Here is a 15,234-nt window from a genome sequence, read left to right on the forward strand (position 1 = left end):
CGGAAGCCGCCTTCGGCTCCTGCGCCCATTGAGAGGTCGGCTTCGCAGACAGGCTGTAACACCCCGAGGGTGTTACAGCCGTCTAGGACTGGACAGCCCGGACACCTGCACTTTGAGCTGTCCGGCGCGTTTGTGCAGGTGAGGGGTTTAAGCGGACAGCCGGACAGTCCGGACACCTGAAGCAGGAGGTTCCTTCGGACCCGGACAATCCGTCCGGGTCCCCTCCTCTTCAGCGCCACATGCTGGTCATGGCGGACGAGCTAAGCCCGCTTACCCGTTCTCCGCCACGTCGGTACCGTGAATGACGCCCCTACTCAGCAGCGGGAGGCAACACCCCATGCGTGGTCTTGGAGATCACCTCAGCATCGGCGAGCGCATCGCGTTCTATCGGAAGCGCCGCGGCTACACGCAAGAGGTGCTGGCCGGCCTGGTCGGTCGGAGCACTGACTGGCTGGCGAAGATCGAGACCGGTCGCAGGAAACCGCCCCGCATCGACATGCTCGCGGAGCTGTCGCGCATCCTGCGCGTGCCCCTCGGAGACCTGCTCGGACAGACGGTTCTCGTGGAAGACGAGCGGCAACAGGACGACGTCCCCGCCGTGCGCGACGCCCTCATGAGCCCGCGTCGGCTGTCCCGTCTCCTCTTCGGGCCGGACGCTGAGGCTCAGCTTCCGACGCCTGTTCCTATGGCCGTGCGCGTGGAGCATGCGTGGAACGACTATCAGGGCGGCCGGCTTGGCAGCGTCATCGCTGCGCTGCCAGCCCTGCTTCAGACGGCTCAGGAGCTGGAGGAACGAGCGGCGCGTCGCGGCGATGACCGTGGCGACTGCTGGGCAGTGTCGGCCCGGACGCACCACCTTGCGGCTACGACACTCGCCAAGATCGGTGAGTCGGACATCTCGTGGCTCGCTGCCGAGCGTGCGATGCGAGCCGCTGACGAGTCGGACGACCCGCTCGTGCTGGCCTCCGCCGCACGTTCGGGTACGCACGCGCTGCTGGCCAACGGGCGCTATGACGATGCCCTCGAACTGGGCAACACGGCCGCAGCCTGGCTGTCGTCTCAGGTAACTGATCACAACCCGGCGGCACTCAGCCTGCTGGGAATGATCCACCTGCGTGCAGCCGTTGCGGCGGCGCGTCATCAGGACCGGCCCACCGCCACGGCACTGCTGAACCGTGCCGAGGAGCTCGCGGAGGATGTCGGCTCGGATGAGAACTACTGGCAGACCGGCTTCGGGCCGACGAACGTGCTGCTCCACCGACTGTCCATCGAGCTGGACCTCGACAACGTCTCGTATGTGGTGGAGCGCGGTCGGATCAACGTCGACCACATGCCGCAGGAACGCAGCGTCTCGCACCGTATCGACTTCGCCCGTGCCCTGTCGCTCGCTGGGCAAGGTGATGATGCTTTCGCAGAGCTGCGTACCGCCGAACGCACGTCGCCGCAGCTCGTACGCAACAATCCGAGGGTGCGCGAGACGCTGCGAGATCTGATCAAGCAGTCCCCAGTGACAGGTGGCTCGCGTTCGTCGGATGTGTTCGCGATGGCTCAGCGGTGCAGGGCGGTGCAGTGAGTTCAGGCAATCGTGGGGTTCTGGGAGTCGTCGGCTCGGCGGCCGGCGGCGTAGAAGCGTTGCGCACCGGTCTCGTAGAGCCCGCCATGGGCCGCGGATGGCGGGTGGCCGTCACGCTTACGCCAATCGCAGGTCAGTGGCTGCGCACGAGCGGCGAGCGTGAGCGGTTGGAGAAGCTGACGGGCCTGCCCGTGCGCGATGAGCCGCGCCTTCCCGGCGAGGCTCGGCCACATCCGCCGGTTGACTGCTACGTGGTCGCCCCCGCGTCCGCCAACATGGTCGCCAAGCTGGCTACCGGCCTGATGGACAACCAGGCGCTGACGCAGGTTGGCGAGGCCATCGGGACTCTCGGTCTCCCCGTCGTGGTCTTCCCGCGGGTGAACGCGGCGCACGCTCGCCACCCCGCATGGCAAGGCCACATTGACGCTCTCAGGGCGGGAGGGGTGCATCTGGTCTACGGCCCGGATGTCTGGCCGCTGTACGAGCCGAGGGATGCGCCGGCCGGTCGTGAACTTCCGTGGACTGCAGTGCTGGACGCCGTGGACGGAGCCATCCAATGATGGGTCGTCAACAGGCCTGATCTGCAAGGAAAGAGGACCCGGACAGTCTGTCCGGGTCCTCTGCTGTTTCCGGCTGCATGCTCATTGGCATGTCAGGGATCAATGAGCGAAGCGGCGAGTCGGGAGGCCTAACCTCTGCCGAACTTGCCGCGATCAAAGTGAGCATGGACGAGGCGCGCGTCACGGCCGAACGACTACTGAGGCGCGCGGACAGGCTCACGGAGCGGGTGGAGTCTCGTTGCCGACGAGGCGTTCAAGACGATCAAGCCGCTCGCCGAGCGTATGAAGCGCTTCGTGAATCGCGCTGAGCTCAGCGGAGAGCGCAGTGAACGCGGGGCTACTGCCCGGCTCGGTGCCGAGCGGTACCGACGGGTCGCGGACGAAGGTTCCGCGGCCTTGCTGGGTAAGCACGAGCCCCTCGTCGCGGAGCTGCCCGTATGCGCTCTGCACGGTCATGAGCTGCACGCCGAGTTCTTTGGCGAGTCTGCGAGCCGCGGGCAGCTGCTCGCCCGGTTCGTACGAGCGGTTCGGACCGGTGATCTTCGCGCGGAAGTCGGCGGCGATCTCTTTGGCCGTGGGCGTCTGCTTCGGCGCTTCTGGGCTCTGCTCCATGGCTTCGAGAGTAGCTGGACCTAGGTCAATCTCTTTTTCTCCCGTCGCCCTCCTTGACAGCTAGATTGACCTAGGTCAATCTGAAATCGCGCGGCGCTGGGACTCCCCAGCAAGGTCGCTCACCGCCGCGGTTCTCCCTGCTCCTTCGACTCAGGAGAGCACCATGCGCACGTACATCGGCCGTCAACAGGCTGTCTCCGCTGAAGACTTCGTGGAACTGGCCCTTGGTACCCCGGTTGAGCTGTGGCTCGGGGTTGAGGGCGAAACCGAGATGGAGCGCGCGGCCCGCCTAGACGCGGCGCGCGACATCCTCGCTGACCCCGAGTACCGCAGCCTGCCGGACGACGTGGCCCGTATCGCCGCCGAGGTGATCGAGGCGCACGCCCCGGACCTGTTCAACATCGTCCCGCTGGCGCGGCCGGCGAGGCACCGCCGGTCCTCCCGGAACGGGGCGGCGGCATGACGACCGCAACCGAGACGGCACGGCCCGCAGTGCCGCCGCTGACGAAGCCGGAGATCGGTCTTGCCGGACTGGGCGCGTTAGCCGCGGCCGGTGTCGGCGCCCTGGGGCTGATCGCATCGCTCGACGCTGTCTCGTCTGCTGCTGCCCGGTGGGGCTTCGGCGAGCCGTGGATGCTGCCGGTCGGTATCGACGTGGCCATTCCGGTGTTCACCGTTGCCAACCTGCTGCTCATTCGGATGGACATGGCGTTGGCGTGGGTGCGGTTCGTGCCCTGGGCGCTGACGCTGGTCACGTGCGGGCTGAACGTCGCCGCCGGGCTCTCGCTGTGGGCCAAGGTCGCGCACGGCACGATGCCCCTGCTGTGGGTGGTCTTCTCCGAGATCGGCGCCCACATCTACGCCGTACGGATCGGTGCCGCCACCGGCCGCCGGATGGAGAAGGTGCGGTTCTCGCGCTGGATGCTCGCCCCGCTGTCGACCTTCGCCCTGTGGCGGCGGATGACGCTGTGGGAGATCACGTCGTACTCCGAGGCGCTGAAGCGGGAACGAGAGCGGCAGTTGGCCCGCGCCCGGCTGCGGGAGCGGCACGGCCGGCGGTGGCGGTCGAAGACCCCGCGCCCGGAACGCGTGCTGCTGAGGCTGGGGGAGCTGGCCCCGGCGAGCGAAAACCTGCCGGTGCCGCCGCAGAAGACAGCGGAGCCGAAGCCGGAGGCGCCCAAGCCGCCGCGCAAGCGCCCGGCCGGCGCCAAGGGCAAGACCAAGACTGCCAAGGCGCCGCGGACTCCGGCGGAGCTGCTCGCCGAGGCGCGTGAGGCCACGGCCGACTGGTCCGATGACGCGATCAACGCGGAAGCGATCCGGACCACGCTGCACTGCTCCGCGGCCAACTCCCGTGTGCTGCGTGACCTGCTGCTCGGTGAGCGGGCCGAAGGGCGACGCCTGCACTCCGTCGACGGCGGCGAGGAGACCGAGGGGACTGCGGCATGAACACCTGGCTGAGCATGCTGGCTGCGGCGGCTCCGGTCGCCTCCGGCTGGACGGTCCACACGTTGTGGTTGCGGCGGCGCCTGAACGTCGCCCGCCGTGACCCGCTGACCGGGCTGCGGACACGGGAGGCGTTCACTCGTCGCGCTACCGCTCTGCTGCGGGACCCGCGAGCGGTCGTGGTGCTGGCGGATGTGGACCGCTTCAAGCAGATCAACGACACCTTCGGCCATGCGGCCGGAGATGCGCTGCTGAAGGCGACCGCGGCCCGGCTCGCCCACCACGTCGGCGGTTCCGGGGTGGCCGGGCGGCTCGGGGGCGATGAGTTCGCCGCCGTCCTGATCGATGACCGCGGCACCGCTGGTGATCTGCTCGCCGTGCTGCACGGGGTGCTGGCTCGCCCGATCGATGACCAGGACCCGGCGGTACACACCACAGTCTCTCTCGGCTGGGTGCGCGCCGCGGATTTCCCCGGCGAGGACCTGTCCGCTCTGCTGCGGCGGGCCGATGAGGCGATGTACGCGGCCAAGCAGGCGCGCGCCGGGGCCCGCCGGGCGGGGCTGGGGCGGTTGTTCGCCACGGTCACCGGGCGGCGCGCTGGCCGCGCCGGGACCCGGGCCGATGCTCCGGTCGTGGGGGTGGCTGCCTGATGTCCGCCTACGGCAAGTGCTTCGACCCGTCCGGCGCCCGGTTCGGGGTCCCCACGTACCCGTGGCGGTTCGCCCCGGACGGCTACGCCACCCGCCGTCAGCTGCGGGCAGCCGGGCTGCGGCCGGGCGGGCAGCCGGTGGCGGCTCAGGTGATGCGCCGCCACCGCGGTCGCAAGTGCGGCTACCAGGTCGCCTACCTCTACCGCGTCGACTGCGCGAGGCCGGTGCAGCCGATGACCTCACGCAAATGGGGTGCGCTCGCTCTGGCGATGCTCGCCCGCCGCACCTGCCCCAAGTGCCGGATCACCTACAGCTACTGCATCCCGACCTCACTCGGGGTGTGCGTCCTCTGCACCTACCCCGAGGAACAGTGCACCGCCTGACCTGTACGGGGCCCGGTCTCAAACCGACCAAAGCAGCGGCCGGGCCCCGCCATCCCTCCCGAGAGAAGGAACCTTCAGTGAAACACCCCGATGACGACAACGAACTCTTCAACCGGCTGGAAGCCGAGATGGCCGCCGACTCCGACGGGCACGTGGTCGACCTGGACAAGGCCCGGTCGGCTCGCACCGAGTCGGCCGACCGCACGCCCGACGCGTCGCCCGATTCCGGGGCCGACCGGTCGGCCGACCCGAGCGAGGCAGGGTCGGACGACTCCGGCCCGACGCTGGTCGACCGTCCGGCCCCGGCACAGTCGGGCCCCGGTCTGATCGACCGCATCCGCGGCTCCAAGCGGCTCGACGTCCTCCCGGCGTGGGTGAAGTCGGGCCCGGAGTTCGCCGAGGCGATGCGGTGGCTGGCCGGGCACGTCTGGCACACCATCGCCTTCCACGCGATCCGCGTGCCGTTCCTGTACGTGCCCAAGCTCATCTGGCGCTCGCCGCGCGGCCTGGCCAACACCCTGACCAGGATCGGCCGATGGGCGGTGGACGCGGAGGGCGAGCCGCTGCGGCAGGCCGAGGCGCGCCGGGAGAACTCCGAGCTGTACCTGAAGCTGTCCCGGCAGCGTGACCGCCGGGTACGGCTACGGATGATCCTGACCATCCTCGGAGCGCTGGTCGCCCTGGGCATGGGCCTGTTCCTGGTCTACGGTGCCGAGCAGAGCACGAAGGTCATCGCCGCCACGATCACCCTGCTGATGCTGGGCTGGCTGGGCGCGCCGGCGGATGCGCCGCTGGCCACCCGCGCGGTCATCAAGACCGAGGTGCAGAAGCTGACCAGCGACATCGTGGTCAAGGCCATGGCGTCCATCGGCATCGGCCAGATCACGTCCGCGGTCGCCAAGGGCCAGGACGGCATTAAGTTCGTCGCCCCGATCACCCGCGAGGGGCCCGGCTGGCGCGCGGACATCGACCTGCCCTTGGGCGTCACGGTCGCCGACGTGGCCGACCGGCGCGCCCGGCTCGCCTCCGGCCTGCGCCGCCCGCTCGGCTGCGTGTGGCCCGACGCCGACCCCAGCGAGCACGAGGGGCGCCTCATCCTCTGGGTGGGGGACCGGGACCTGTCCAAGACCGGCATCGTCAAGTGGCCGCTCGCCAACGCCCGCAAGCACGACATCTTCAAGCGGATCCCGTTCGGCATCGACCCGCGCGGCCGGGCTCAGTCCGTGCCGATGATCCAGCACAACATCCTGATCGGCTCGCTGCCCGGCCAGGGCAAGACCGCCTCCGTGCGCGTGCTGGCCTGCGGCGCCGCCATGGACCCGTCCGTGGAACTGTGGCTGCACGAGAACAAGGGCACCGGCGACCTGGACTCCCTCGAATGCGTCAGCCACCGGTTCGTCTCCGGCATCGACGACGACTCGATCAAGTACGCGGCCGACTCCCTGAAGCTGCTGCGCGAGGAAGTCATGCGCCGCGCGGCTGCGATCAAGAAGCTGCCGCGGGACCTGTGCCCGGACAAGCGCATCACCCGCGCCATCGCCGACAAGCGCTCGCTCAAGCTGTGGCCGCTGGTCGGGGTGTTCGATGAGTGCCAGAACCTGTTCGGCCACCCCAAGTACGGCAAACAGGCAGGTGACGACGCCGAGTTCATCATCAAGCTCGGCCGAGCCCTGGGCGTGATCCTCATCCTGGCCACGCAGCGCCCCGACAAGGACTCACTCCCGACCGGGATCAGCGGCAACGTGTCCATCCGCTTCGCCCTCAAGGTCGCCGGACAGGTCGAGAACGACATGATCCTCGGCACCTCCGCCTACAAGAACGGCGTGCGCGCCACGTCCTTCCGCCCGGAGATCGACGCCGGTAACGGCTACCTCGCCGGCGCGACCGCGCTCCCGGTCGTGGTGCGCACCGCCTACCTGGACGACCCGGCCACCAACGCCATCGCCCAGCGCGCCTACGCCCTGCGCAAGGCCGAGGGAACCCTGTCCGGCCACGCACTCGGAGAGGACCCCGAGGCCGTGACCGGCCCGTCCTACGACCTGCTCGCCGACGTCGCCGCGGTCGTGCCGCCCTCGGAAGAGCGGGTCTGGAACGAGCGGATCGCCGCCCGGCTGGCCGAGCTGCGGCCGGAGGTATACGGCGGCTGGAAGGGCGAGAACGTCACCAGCGCGCTCAAGCCGCACGGCATCAAGACCCGCGACGTGGCCGGAACGACCGACGACGGCACCCGCACCACCCGCCGCGGCATCACCCGCACCGACCTCACCAAGGCGATTGCAGAGCGTGACGAAAAGCGGGGTGCCGCCTAGCCCTGAACGGTGCTACCGGTAGCACCTCGCCCTGCTACCGGTAGCACCCCCGCTAGCACCCCTCATAGCACCTGATCTGCGATCTAGTGCATAGCACCCCACCTGCGAAAACCCCCGGACACTACCCGGAAGGGCCGCTCATGACCATCATCGCCCTTGCTATCGCCTGCCTGTTCGCCGTCACGCTCGGTTACGGCGTGCTGTGTGCGGGCAGCCCGTTCGGCACCTGCCGCAAGTGCAACGGCTTCGGCTTCGCCATGGAAACCGACCGCAAGGGACGGCCCAAGCGCGGCAAGAGCTGCCGCCGCTGCAAGGCCACCGGCAAGCGCATACGCGCCGGGCGCTGGCTCTTCAACCGCGCCCAGCGGATCTACCGCGAAGGCACCCACTGACCACCCACCCACGCCACCCCAAGGAGGTACCGCCCGTGGCCGTCACCGTCTCCCTCGTGGCCCTGTTCGGACTCGTCCTCTTCTTCCTGCTGCGCTCCAACTCCCTCGGCTACGGCGCGGCCTTCACCGCCGCCGGGTTCGGCTTCTTCCTCGCCTCCACCGGCGCCGCCGGCCCCATCAACCAGCTCGCCGACGCCGTCATCAACGCCATCCCACACCCATGAGGAGCCCAGTCATGAACGAACAGATCATCGCCCCACACTGGCTCGCCGTCATCGTGCCCAAGGCGGCACCCGCCCTCGCCACATCCACCGTGCTGATCCTGGCTCGCGTCTGGAACGCCAACGGCGCCGAACACTCCGTCGGCAACGCCGTGCTCATGACCGCGCTGTCCCTCGCCGCCGCAGCGGCCGGCGTGTGCGCGAGCATCGGCCGCGCCGGAGACAGCGTCATCGCCGGAACCGCGTTCGCCGCCTCCGGAGGACTCGGCTTCGCCGCAGTCGCCGGATACGCCGACGGGCTGTCCCTGCCGCTCCTGCTGTGGGCGCTCGCCACCGCCATCGCCTACGGACTCGTCGCACGGTACTGGCGCACCGACCGCCGCGAACGCATCACCCACGAGCGGCAGACCAGCGCCCGGCGCGAGGAACACGCCCACATCGAGCGCGTCGAAGCCCTACGCGCCGGAGCACAGATCGAGGTGGCCCGCACCGGCGCCGCCTACGCCGAACAGCTCGCCCAAGCCCTCATCACCCGCGCCGCCCTGCCTGGCTTCGACTTCAAGGCCCTGGAAGCCGCCGGGCTGCCCGAACTCCCCTCCGCCAGCACCAGCAAGGAGCACTGACCCATGTTCGAGATCCGCGTCATCTGCGACCCGGCCGACACGGACCGCGTCAGCCGTGCTCTGGCCGCCGCCTTCGACACCGGCCCGGCACGCCAGCACCCCACCCACGACGGCAAGAGCGCCCGGCTGTACGTCACCGCCGACCACCGGCCTGCCCCCGAGCCGTCGCTCTCCGCCTCCTACTGGCCCGCCCCGGAAGAGGCGTACGCGCTCGCCCCGAGCATCATCAGCGAAATCGGATGGACCGCCCGGACCGCGGCCGATAGGCCGTTCTACGACGGGCTGAACCGTGAGTTCTGGCTCCGCAAGGCCGCTCTGTTGGACCGGATCGCGCTGAGCGACGAAGCCGACAGCGTCACCAACGATGCCGCCGACCTCGCCACCCGAGCCGCGCACCGGCTGATGGAGCTAGACGGCACGGCCATCATCTGCGCCCCGCGCTACTACGTCCGCCAGCAGTACGCCGCTTGGGCCAAGAACCAGTAGAAACGCCGCGGCGGCGGGACTCCCCAGCAAGGTCGCCCGCCGCCGCGGTTCTCCCTGCCCATCCGTAGACAGAACAGGAGAACCTCCAGGATGCCGCACACGGACGGCTCTGCCCAGCTCACCGCCGCGCTTGACGCAGCGTCGCGTGACTGGCGCGTCTTCCCCCTCATCCCCGGCGACAAGCGCCCGGCCGTCTCCGACTGGGAGACCCGCGCGACCACCGACCCGGACCGCATCACCCGCGCGTGGTCCGTCGCGGCCTTCAACGTCGGCATCGCCACCGGCCCCTCCGGCCTGGTCGCCATCGACCTGGACAAGCCCAAGCACCCCGGCGACACCCCGCCGGCCGCCTGGGCCGAGCACGGCGTCACCGACGGCGCCGACGTGCTCGCCGTGCTCTGCGAGCGCCACGGCCAGCCCTTCCCCGCCGACACCTACACGGTCCGAACCTGGAGCGGCGGCACCCACCTGTACTTCCTCGCGCCCGAGGGCGAGCTCCTGCGCAACACCGCGGGGGACAGCTCCCGTGGACTGGGCTGGAAGGTCGACACCCGCGCGTGGGGCGGACTCGTGGTCGGCGCCGGCAGCACCTTCGAAGGGCGCCCGTACGAGGTCATCCGGAACGCTCCCGTTGCGGCCCTGCCGGGCTGGCTCGCTGAACTCCTGCGCCCGGCCCCGTTGCCTCCGCAGACGCCCATCATGGTCGCCCTCACCGGCCGGGGACGGCGAACCGCCTTTCTCCGCTCCGCGATCAACGGGGAGGTGCAGCGGGTCACCGGCTCCGGCCCGCACGAGCACAACAACGCGCTCTACATCGCCGCGGTCGCCCTCGGGCAGCTCGTTGCCGGGGGCGAGCTGAGTGAAGCCGACGTCACCGGCTGGCTTCTGACGGCCGCGCTCCAAGTCGGCCAGGGCGAGGGCGAGGCACGGCGGACCATCACCTCCGGCCTCCGAGCCGGAGCGCGGCGCCCCCGGACGGTCGCAGCATGAGCGCCAACCCCATCCCGCCCCTGCACCTGTACTCCGTGCCCGGCGACCCCGAGACGGCCCCCACGGCGCCGCCGAAGAGGGAGCGCCCGCGGACTGCATGGACGGCCGATCAGCTCATGGCCGCACACTTCCCCGAGCCGAAATGGGCCGTGCCCGGCATCCTCGCCGAAGGCGTCAACGTGCTCGCCGGACCGCCCAAGGTCGGCAAGTCCTGGCTCTCCCTCGGACTGGGCCTGTCGGTCGCGGCCGGCGGCAAGGCGTTCGACTCCGTGCCCGTCCAGGGCGGCCCGGTGCTCTACCTTGCTCTGGAAGACACCCCGCGCCGTCTCCAGACCCGCATGGGCAAGATCCTCGGAGGACAGCCAGCCCCCGCCGGCCTGACCCTGGTCACCGAATGCCCGCCCTTCCCCCAGGGCGGTACCGAGGCCATCGCCCAGTGGCTGGAGCGCAATCCCGACGCACGCATGGTCGTCATCGATGTGTTCGCCAAGATGCGCGGACAGGCCCCAGTCGGGGTATCGGCATACGACGCTGACTATGTTGCCGTCGGTTACGCCAAGCGGCTCGCCGACCACTACAACGTGGCCGTCGTCCTCGTCCACCACGTCCGCAAGGCAAGCTCCGAAGACTTCCTGACCGAGGTCTCCGGCACCAACGGCATCGCCGGAGCCGCTGACGCCACGCTCGTGCTGAAGCGTGCGCGTGGGCAGGCGGACGGCATCCTGCACGTCACCGGCCGCGACGTGGACGAAGCCGAGTACGCCCTCAGCTTCCAACCCGCCTCCGGCGCCTGGCATCTGTTGGACGGCCCGGTCTCCGACCACACCGTCAGCGACACCCGCGCCACGATCCTGCGGTACGTCCGTGCCCACCCCGGCGCCAAGCCGAGGGACATGGCGGGTGAGCTGCCGCACGTCGACATCGACACGATCCGCCGCACTTGCAACCGCATGGCCGACGCCGGACAGCTCAGCAAGGACGCCGGCGGCCGGTACTACCCGGACACCGAAACCCGGACGCAGGGTGCCGAAGAGGTGTCCGCACTGTCCGGCTGTCCGGTTACCACGTCTGACCAGCACGAATACCCCGGACAGTCGGAATTGGAGCTGTCCGGACTGTCCAGTGCGGACGAAGCCGAAGGGATGGCGAAATGAGCGCCCGTACACGGGACGAGAAGATGACCGTCAAGGAGGTCATCGCTGATCTGAAGGTTGCCCCGTCGACCTTCTACCGGTGGCGCCAACTAGGGAAGGGCCCCCGCTCGATCAAGCTCCCGAACGGCGATGTGCGGATCCGGCGGTCGGAGTACGAGCGTTGGCTTGCGGAGCGGGAGGACGCTGCGTGAGCACCGACGACACCCCTGCCGGGCGCCCTCGCGGGTCGGCCCGGCCGGGCTACTCCTTCGACGTCAAGCTGTGGAAAGTGTCCAAGACTGGCCGTAAATCCCGCCCGTGGCGCCTCCGGTGGGTGGTCTCAGGGAAGGTGCACGGCGACACGTTCACCACGTTGGCTCTCGCGGAGAGCCGACGGTCAGAGTTGTGGCAGGCCATGAACCGGCGTGGTGAAGCGTTCGAGATCGAATCGGGGCTGCCTGAGTCCGAGGTGCGCGCGGCGGCCGAAGCCGTCGAAGCAGCGGATGCCGAACCGCCTTTGCGGTGGTTCGAGTTCTGCCGGAAGTACGTGGCCGGGCGGTGGCGCACGGCTGCGGCCAAGACCCGTGAAGGCATGGCCGACGGTCTCGCGGCCGTGACGCTCGCCATGGTCAAGCACGGGGACGCCACCCCCGAGGATGCATCCCTTCGGTTGGCTTTCCGATGGGGCATCGTGCCCGCGAACGAGGGGGAGGACCCGCCGGCCGAACTCAAAGCGGCGTACGACTGGGTCACGACGGCCGACCGGCCGTTGGGTGATCTCGCCGACGCTGAGGTGTTCGAGGAGGTGCTGTACCGCGTCAGCTACAAGCTGGACGGCACCCCGGCCGCGGGCGACACGTACAAGCGGCGCCGCCGGGCCCTGAACGCCGTTCTTGAACACGCTGTTGCCACGGGGGAGCTCCCGGAGAACCCGCTTCAGCGAACCCGCCGCAAGCGCGTCGGCTCCAGCGACGTGGTGGACCCGCGCGTCCTGGTGAACGCCGTACAGGCCCGGCAGTTGCTCACGTCCGTCTCCTACGTCGGTTCGTGGGATCGCTGCCGTGGGCGGCGCCTAGTGGCCTTCTATGCGGTCCTGTACTACGCGGGGCTCCGGCCCGCTGAGGCGGTCGGGCTACGACTGTCGGACTGCCACTTGCCCGATTCGGGTTGGGGCACGCTGACGCTACGGGAGACGCGCCCCGTTTCCGGTAAACAGTGGACCGACTCCGGCGAGCGGCACGACCGCCGGGGTTTGAAAGCGCGAGAGGCATCCACCGACCGGCCAGTGCCCATCCCGCCCGTCCTGGTCGCCCTCCTTCACGCGCACCTGATGGAGTTCGGCACGGCCAAGGAAGGCCGCGTATTCGGTAACGAACGCGGGGGAGTGGTCGGCTCATCCACCTACTGGAGAGTTTGGGAGGAAGCCCGGAAGTACGCGCTGCCTCCCGAACGGGTCGATTCACCGTTGGCCGGACGTCCGTACGACCTGCGGCACGCCTGCATCACTCGGTGGCTGAACGCCGGGGTTCCGATCGCTGAGGTGGCCCGGAGGGTCGGCAATTCGCCGGAGGTAATCCACCGCCGCTATCACGGCTGTATCGATGGTCATGAGGAGGTAGCCAACGCGATGATTGCAAAGATTCTGGCGGAAGATGGCGACGTAATTGAGTAGCCAGTTGTAGCGGAGCGGTGTGGACCGGCCGGCCCGGCCTACACCGCTATGGCGCCGACTGCCTTGCCGCTGCCCGCCGTGCTGCTCGCTGTGCAGCCATATCGGCCCGCTGTGCGGGCTGCACGTATAAGACAAAGACTGCCTCGCTGATGAGCTCGGCAACGTCCGCGATCTCGTCTGCCGAATACGCCAGGGCATCGTGCGCTGCGTCATTTCCAACGAATCGAACTTCATGGAATGCATCCACAATGTCCTGTGGAGCGCCTAGGGCCGTCAAGCCGGTAATGCGCTCATAGAGATTTTTACCAGCCGCGCCTCGTTCTTTGACGATCTGCTCTACGGCTGCTCGGTATCCGATGCCAGCCAAACGGAATGCTCCTACCGATTCTGCAAGTGCTGCTTCTGAGAACACCTCTCGGACGGAGTCAGGAGCTTCCGGAGGTAGCTCGCGTGGCATCTGAGTCGGCCATAGCTGGGTCAGGTCAATCGTGCGGAACTTCTGCTTAGTGCCTTCCGTGGTTGGTATCGGTGCCGTAATCGCGTGATGCAGAAACGCGCTCTCTTTTTTGCACCAGTCGCACCGCAGAATCAGCACATATTTAAGGTATTGAGCCTTCTCGCGGGGATCTTCACTGCCTTCCAACCCTGCGTGCATGGTGCATTCGAGAGTCGTATGACGCACACAGTGCGGGCACTCCCCTGCGATCTTTCTCCCCATAGGGGTATATCCGTCTAGGTTGTTGAAGCGGTTCGTCACAGAAGGACCGTAGCCTGATGAGGCCAGTCAGCAGGCAGCTTTTCTGCCATGGCTGTCGTATCTGACGGTGGTGGCCGCTTCCGGGCTGGCCGGCAGGGGCTGCTCGCGTGTCGGAGGTGTGTCGTGACCACTGAGAGACAACGAGAGAGGGCGGGAGCCAGTGAGACTGACTCCCGCCCTCTTCTGTCGGCATCCGCCCTGGTCAGCGCATGATCTCTGCTGATCCTCGGCGAGTGCCCCCGGCAGGATTCGAACCTGCGCACACGGCTCCGGAGGCCGTTGCTCTATCCCCTGAGCTACGGGGGCGTGTCGGCTGCTGAGCTCTTCGCTCGCGGCGACGGGTAGAACACTAGCAGGTCCGGCGGGGTGATCAGGAATCCGTTTACCCGGGGCGGGACAGGGCGGACTTCCGGGCGGGGCGGAACGGTGTCCACTGCGTGGGCGGGGTGTGTCCCCTGTACGGGGTGGAAGTGGGGAAAACCCGGACGCGGTGGCCGGTCCGGACCTACTCTCGAGTTGTGTCAGGCGCCTCCGGTCGGGTGCTTGTTGTGGACGACAACAAGGTCATCCGGCAGCTGATCAGGGTCAACCTCGAGCTGGAAGGGCTCGAGGTCGTGACCGCGGCCGACGGTGCCGAATGTCTGGATGTGGTGCACCAGGTGCGGCCCGATGTCGTGACGCTCGACGTCGTCATGCCCCGGCTGGACGGCCTGCGTACCGCCGCCCGCCTTCGAGCCGATCCCCGTACCCATCACCTCCCCCTCGCCATCATCAGTGCGTGCACGCAGTCCGAGGTGGACACCGGTCTCGACGTCGGTGTGGACGCCTTCCTTGCCAAGCCCTTCGAACCGGCCGAACTCGTACGGGTCGTCAAGCAGCTGATCGAGCGCGGGAGTGGCGAAGACGGGGGAGAGGGGCACGGGGGAGAGCGGGGACACCGAGGCGGCAGCGGCGATGGTGATGGGGGTGAGGGTGCTGATGGAGCGGATGGGGTGGGTGGGGCCGATGGCGAACGGGGCGACGGCGGAGTCGCCGACGGGGTCTCCGACGGCGTACCGGGTGGGATCTCCTCCGGTGGCTAGGGCATAGGTGCCGGGGTCGGGGACTCGCCAGGAGTACGGAGCGGGAGCTCGGGGTTCGGGCGTGGGAACTCGATGCAGGTCCGCACACTCACCACACTCCCAGCGGAAGGAGCAGGGTCCGTCTCACCGTGCCCGCTCTGTCCACTCCGGTCCGGCTCGTACTCACAGAGCCCCCGTTCCAGGACCGAGGGGCAGCCGGGCCAGGGGGCTCACCGCGGAGGACCGGCCGTATTCACCCCACGGTCTCACCCCCAAGAAACGGTCACCCCCAAGAAACGGTCCCACCCTCAAGGAACCAGAGGGCTCCGTCCCACAGTAAGAACCACTTCGTCTACCCACCCCCTC

General features: G+C 68.8%; 18 protein-coding genes and 1 tRNA gene. 16 read left to right on the plus strand and 3 right to left on the minus strand.

Annotated elements, in window-relative coordinates:
• The first annotated feature begins 337 nt into the window (after window positions 1–337).
• Both AB0L59_RS20450 and AB0L59_RS20455 read left to right on the plus strand, forming a co-directional pair.
• A complete protein-coding gene (locus AB0L59_RS20450; protein WP_365585425.1) occupies window positions 338–1,573 on the plus strand; it encodes a helix-turn-helix transcriptional regulator in 1,236 nt (411 codons plus the stop codon).
• A complete protein-coding gene (locus AB0L59_RS20455) occupies window positions 1,570–2,133 on the plus strand; it encodes a flavoprotein (protein WP_365585428.1) in 564 nt (187 codons plus the stop codon). Before AB0L59_RS20450 ends, AB0L59_RS20455 begins: the two co-directional genes overlap by 4 nt.
• Window positions 2,134–2,349: 216 nt before the next feature.
• Here AB0L59_RS20455 and AB0L59_RS20460 read toward each other — a convergent pair whose 3' ends face one another.
• Entirely contained in the window at window positions 2,350–2,745 is a 396-nt protein-coding gene (locus tag AB0L59_RS20460; protein ID WP_365585430.1) for a winged helix-turn-helix domain-containing protein, read from the minus strand.
• Between the two features lie 163 nt (window positions 2,746–2,908).
• On the opposite strand from AB0L59_RS20460, the gene AB0L59_RS20465 reads away from it, so the two are divergent.
• From AB0L59_RS20465 to AB0L59_RS20525, 13 genes are all read left to right on the plus strand, one after another.
• Entirely contained in the window at window positions 2,909–3,208 is a 300-nt protein-coding gene (locus AB0L59_RS20465; protein WP_365585432.1) for a hypothetical protein, read from the plus strand.
• A complete protein-coding gene (locus AB0L59_RS20470; RefSeq protein ID WP_365585435.1) occupies window positions 3,205–4,194 on the plus strand; it encodes a DUF2637 domain-containing protein in 990 nt (329 codons plus the stop codon). The genes AB0L59_RS20465 and AB0L59_RS20470 overlap by 4 nt, the downstream gene beginning before the upstream one ends.
• Window positions 4,191–4,841 (plus strand): GGDEF domain-containing protein, encoded by a 651-nt coding sequence (locus tag AB0L59_RS20475; RefSeq protein WP_365585438.1) that lies wholly within the window; start codon window positions 4,191–4,193, stop codon window positions 4,839–4,841. Before AB0L59_RS20470 ends, AB0L59_RS20475 begins: the two co-directional genes overlap by 4 nt.
• Window positions 4,841–5,224 carry an RRQRL motif-containing zinc-binding protein gene (locus tag AB0L59_RS20480; protein WP_365585440.1) on the plus strand — a complete coding sequence of 128 codons (384 nt, stop codon included), beginning with the start codon at window positions 4,841–4,843 and terminating at the stop codon, window positions 5,222–5,224. Before AB0L59_RS20475 ends, AB0L59_RS20480 begins: the two co-directional genes overlap by 1 nt.
• A gap of 77 nt (window positions 5,225–5,301) precedes the next feature.
• Window positions 5,302–7,533 (plus strand): cell division protein FtsK, encoded by a 2,232-nt coding sequence (locus AB0L59_RS20485; protein WP_365585442.1) that lies wholly within the window; start codon window positions 5,302–5,304, stop codon window positions 7,531–7,533.
• Between the two features lie 140 nt (window positions 7,534–7,673).
• Window positions 7,674–7,925, plus strand: coding sequence for a hypothetical protein (locus AB0L59_RS20490; protein ID WP_365585445.1), 252 nt, complete (start codon window positions 7,674–7,676; stop codon window positions 7,923–7,925).
• Window positions 7,926–7,960: 35 nt separating this feature from the next.
• Window positions 7,961–8,149, plus strand: a complete 189-nt coding sequence (locus tag AB0L59_RS20495) for a hypothetical protein (protein WP_365585447.1) — start codon at window positions 7,961–7,963, stop codon at window positions 8,147–8,149.
• Between the two features lie 11 nt (window positions 8,150–8,160).
• Complete coding sequence (locus AB0L59_RS20500) at window positions 8,161–8,769, plus strand: hypothetical protein (protein ID WP_365585450.1); 609 nt, start codon at window positions 8,161–8,163, stop codon at window positions 8,767–8,769.
• 3 nt (window positions 8,770–8,772) lie between these two features.
• A complete protein-coding gene (locus tag AB0L59_RS20505; RefSeq protein WP_365585451.1) occupies window positions 8,773–9,255 on the plus strand; it encodes a hypothetical protein in 483 nt (160 codons plus the stop codon).
• 90 nt (window positions 9,256–9,345) lie between these two features.
• Window positions 9,346–10,245 carry a bifunctional DNA primase/polymerase gene (locus AB0L59_RS20510; protein WP_365585453.1) on the plus strand — a complete coding sequence of 300 codons (900 nt, stop codon included), beginning with the start codon at window positions 9,346–9,348 and terminating at the stop codon, window positions 10,243–10,245.
• Window positions 10,242–11,399: an AAA family ATPase gene (locus AB0L59_RS20515; protein ID WP_365585455.1), complete on the plus strand. Its 1,158-nt coding sequence runs from the start codon at window positions 10,242–10,244 to the stop codon at window positions 11,397–11,399. The genes AB0L59_RS20510 and AB0L59_RS20515 overlap by 4 nt, the downstream gene beginning before the upstream one ends.
• Complete coding sequence (locus AB0L59_RS20520) at window positions 11,396–11,590, plus strand: helix-turn-helix domain-containing protein (RefSeq protein WP_351364262.1); 195 nt, start codon at window positions 11,396–11,398, stop codon at window positions 11,588–11,590. Before AB0L59_RS20515 ends, AB0L59_RS20520 begins: the two co-directional genes overlap by 4 nt.
• Window positions 11,587–13,050: a tyrosine-type recombinase/integrase gene (locus AB0L59_RS20525; RefSeq protein ID WP_365585457.1), complete on the plus strand. Its 1,464-nt coding sequence runs from the start codon at window positions 11,587–11,589 to the stop codon at window positions 13,048–13,050. The genes AB0L59_RS20520 and AB0L59_RS20525 overlap by 4 nt, the downstream gene beginning before the upstream one ends.
• 46 nt (window positions 13,051–13,096) lie before the next feature.
• On the opposite strand, the gene AB0L59_RS20530 is transcribed toward AB0L59_RS20525, so the two are convergent.
• Both AB0L59_RS20530 and AB0L59_RS20535 read right to left on the minus strand, forming a co-directional pair.
• Window positions 13,097–13,807 (minus strand): DUF4145 domain-containing protein, encoded by a 711-nt coding sequence (locus tag AB0L59_RS20530; protein ID WP_365585459.1) that lies wholly within the window; start codon window positions 13,805–13,807, stop codon window positions 13,097–13,099.
• 234 nt (window positions 13,808–14,041) lie between these two features.
• Window positions 14,042–14,113: transfer RNA gene (locus AB0L59_RS20535), tRNA-Arg, on the minus strand.
• 212 nt (window positions 14,114–14,325) lie between these two features.
• Between AB0L59_RS20535 and AB0L59_RS20540 the strand changes: the two genes are divergently transcribed.
• Complete coding sequence (locus tag AB0L59_RS20540) at window positions 14,326–14,889, plus strand: response regulator (protein WP_365585691.1); 564 nt, start codon at window positions 14,326–14,328, stop codon at window positions 14,887–14,889.
• Window positions 14,890–15,234 lie beyond the last annotated feature (345 nt).

Source organism: Streptomyces sp. NPDC052109 (assembly GCF_040680195.1).
In the GTDB taxonomy this organism is placed as follows: Bacteria; Actinomycetota; Actinomycetes; order Streptomycetales; family Streptomycetaceae; genus Streptomyces.

What these genes read in the sequence shown, in the direction of transcription:
- AB0L59_RS20450 (WP_365585425.1), top strand. Translation starts at nt 338, where the DNA reads ATGCGTGGTCTTGGAGATCACCTCAGCATCGGCGAGCGCATCGCGTTC.
- AB0L59_RS20460 (WP_365585430.1), bottom strand. Translation starts at nt 2,745, where the DNA reads ATGGAGCAGAGCCCAGAAGCGCCGAAGCAGACGCCCACGGCCAAAGAG.
- AB0L59_RS20465 (WP_365585432.1), top strand. Translation starts at nt 2,909, where the DNA reads ATGCGCACGTACATCGGCCGTCAACAGGCTGTCTCCGCTGAAGACTTC.
- AB0L59_RS20470 (WP_365585435.1), top strand. Translation starts at nt 3,205, where the DNA reads ATGACGACCGCAACCGAGACGGCACGGCCCGCAGTGCCGCCGCTGACG.
- AB0L59_RS20475 (WP_365585438.1), top strand. Translation starts at nt 4,191, where the DNA reads ATGAACACCTGGCTGAGCATGCTGGCTGCGGCGGCTCCGGTCGCCTCC.
- AB0L59_RS20480 (WP_365585440.1), top strand. Translation starts at nt 4,841, where the DNA reads ATGTCCGCCTACGGCAAGTGCTTCGACCCGTCCGGCGCCCGGTTCGGG.
- AB0L59_RS20490 (WP_365585445.1), top strand. Translation starts at nt 7,674, where the DNA reads ATGACCATCATCGCCCTTGCTATCGCCTGCCTGTTCGCCGTCACGCTC.
- AB0L59_RS20500 (WP_365585450.1), top strand. Translation starts at nt 8,161, where the DNA reads ATGAACGAACAGATCATCGCCCCACACTGGCTCGCCGTCATCGTGCCC.
- AB0L59_RS20505 (WP_365585451.1), top strand. Translation starts at nt 8,773, where the DNA reads ATGTTCGAGATCCGCGTCATCTGCGACCCGGCCGACACGGACCGCGTC.
- AB0L59_RS20510 (WP_365585453.1), top strand. Translation starts at nt 9,346, where the DNA reads ATGCCGCACACGGACGGCTCTGCCCAGCTCACCGCCGCGCTTGACGCA.
- AB0L59_RS20515 (WP_365585455.1), top strand. Translation starts at nt 10,242, where the DNA reads ATGAGCGCCAACCCCATCCCGCCCCTGCACCTGTACTCCGTGCCCGGC.
- AB0L59_RS20520 (WP_351364262.1), top strand. Translation starts at nt 11,396, where the DNA reads ATGAGCGCCCGTACACGGGACGAGAAGATGACCGTCAAGGAGGTCATC.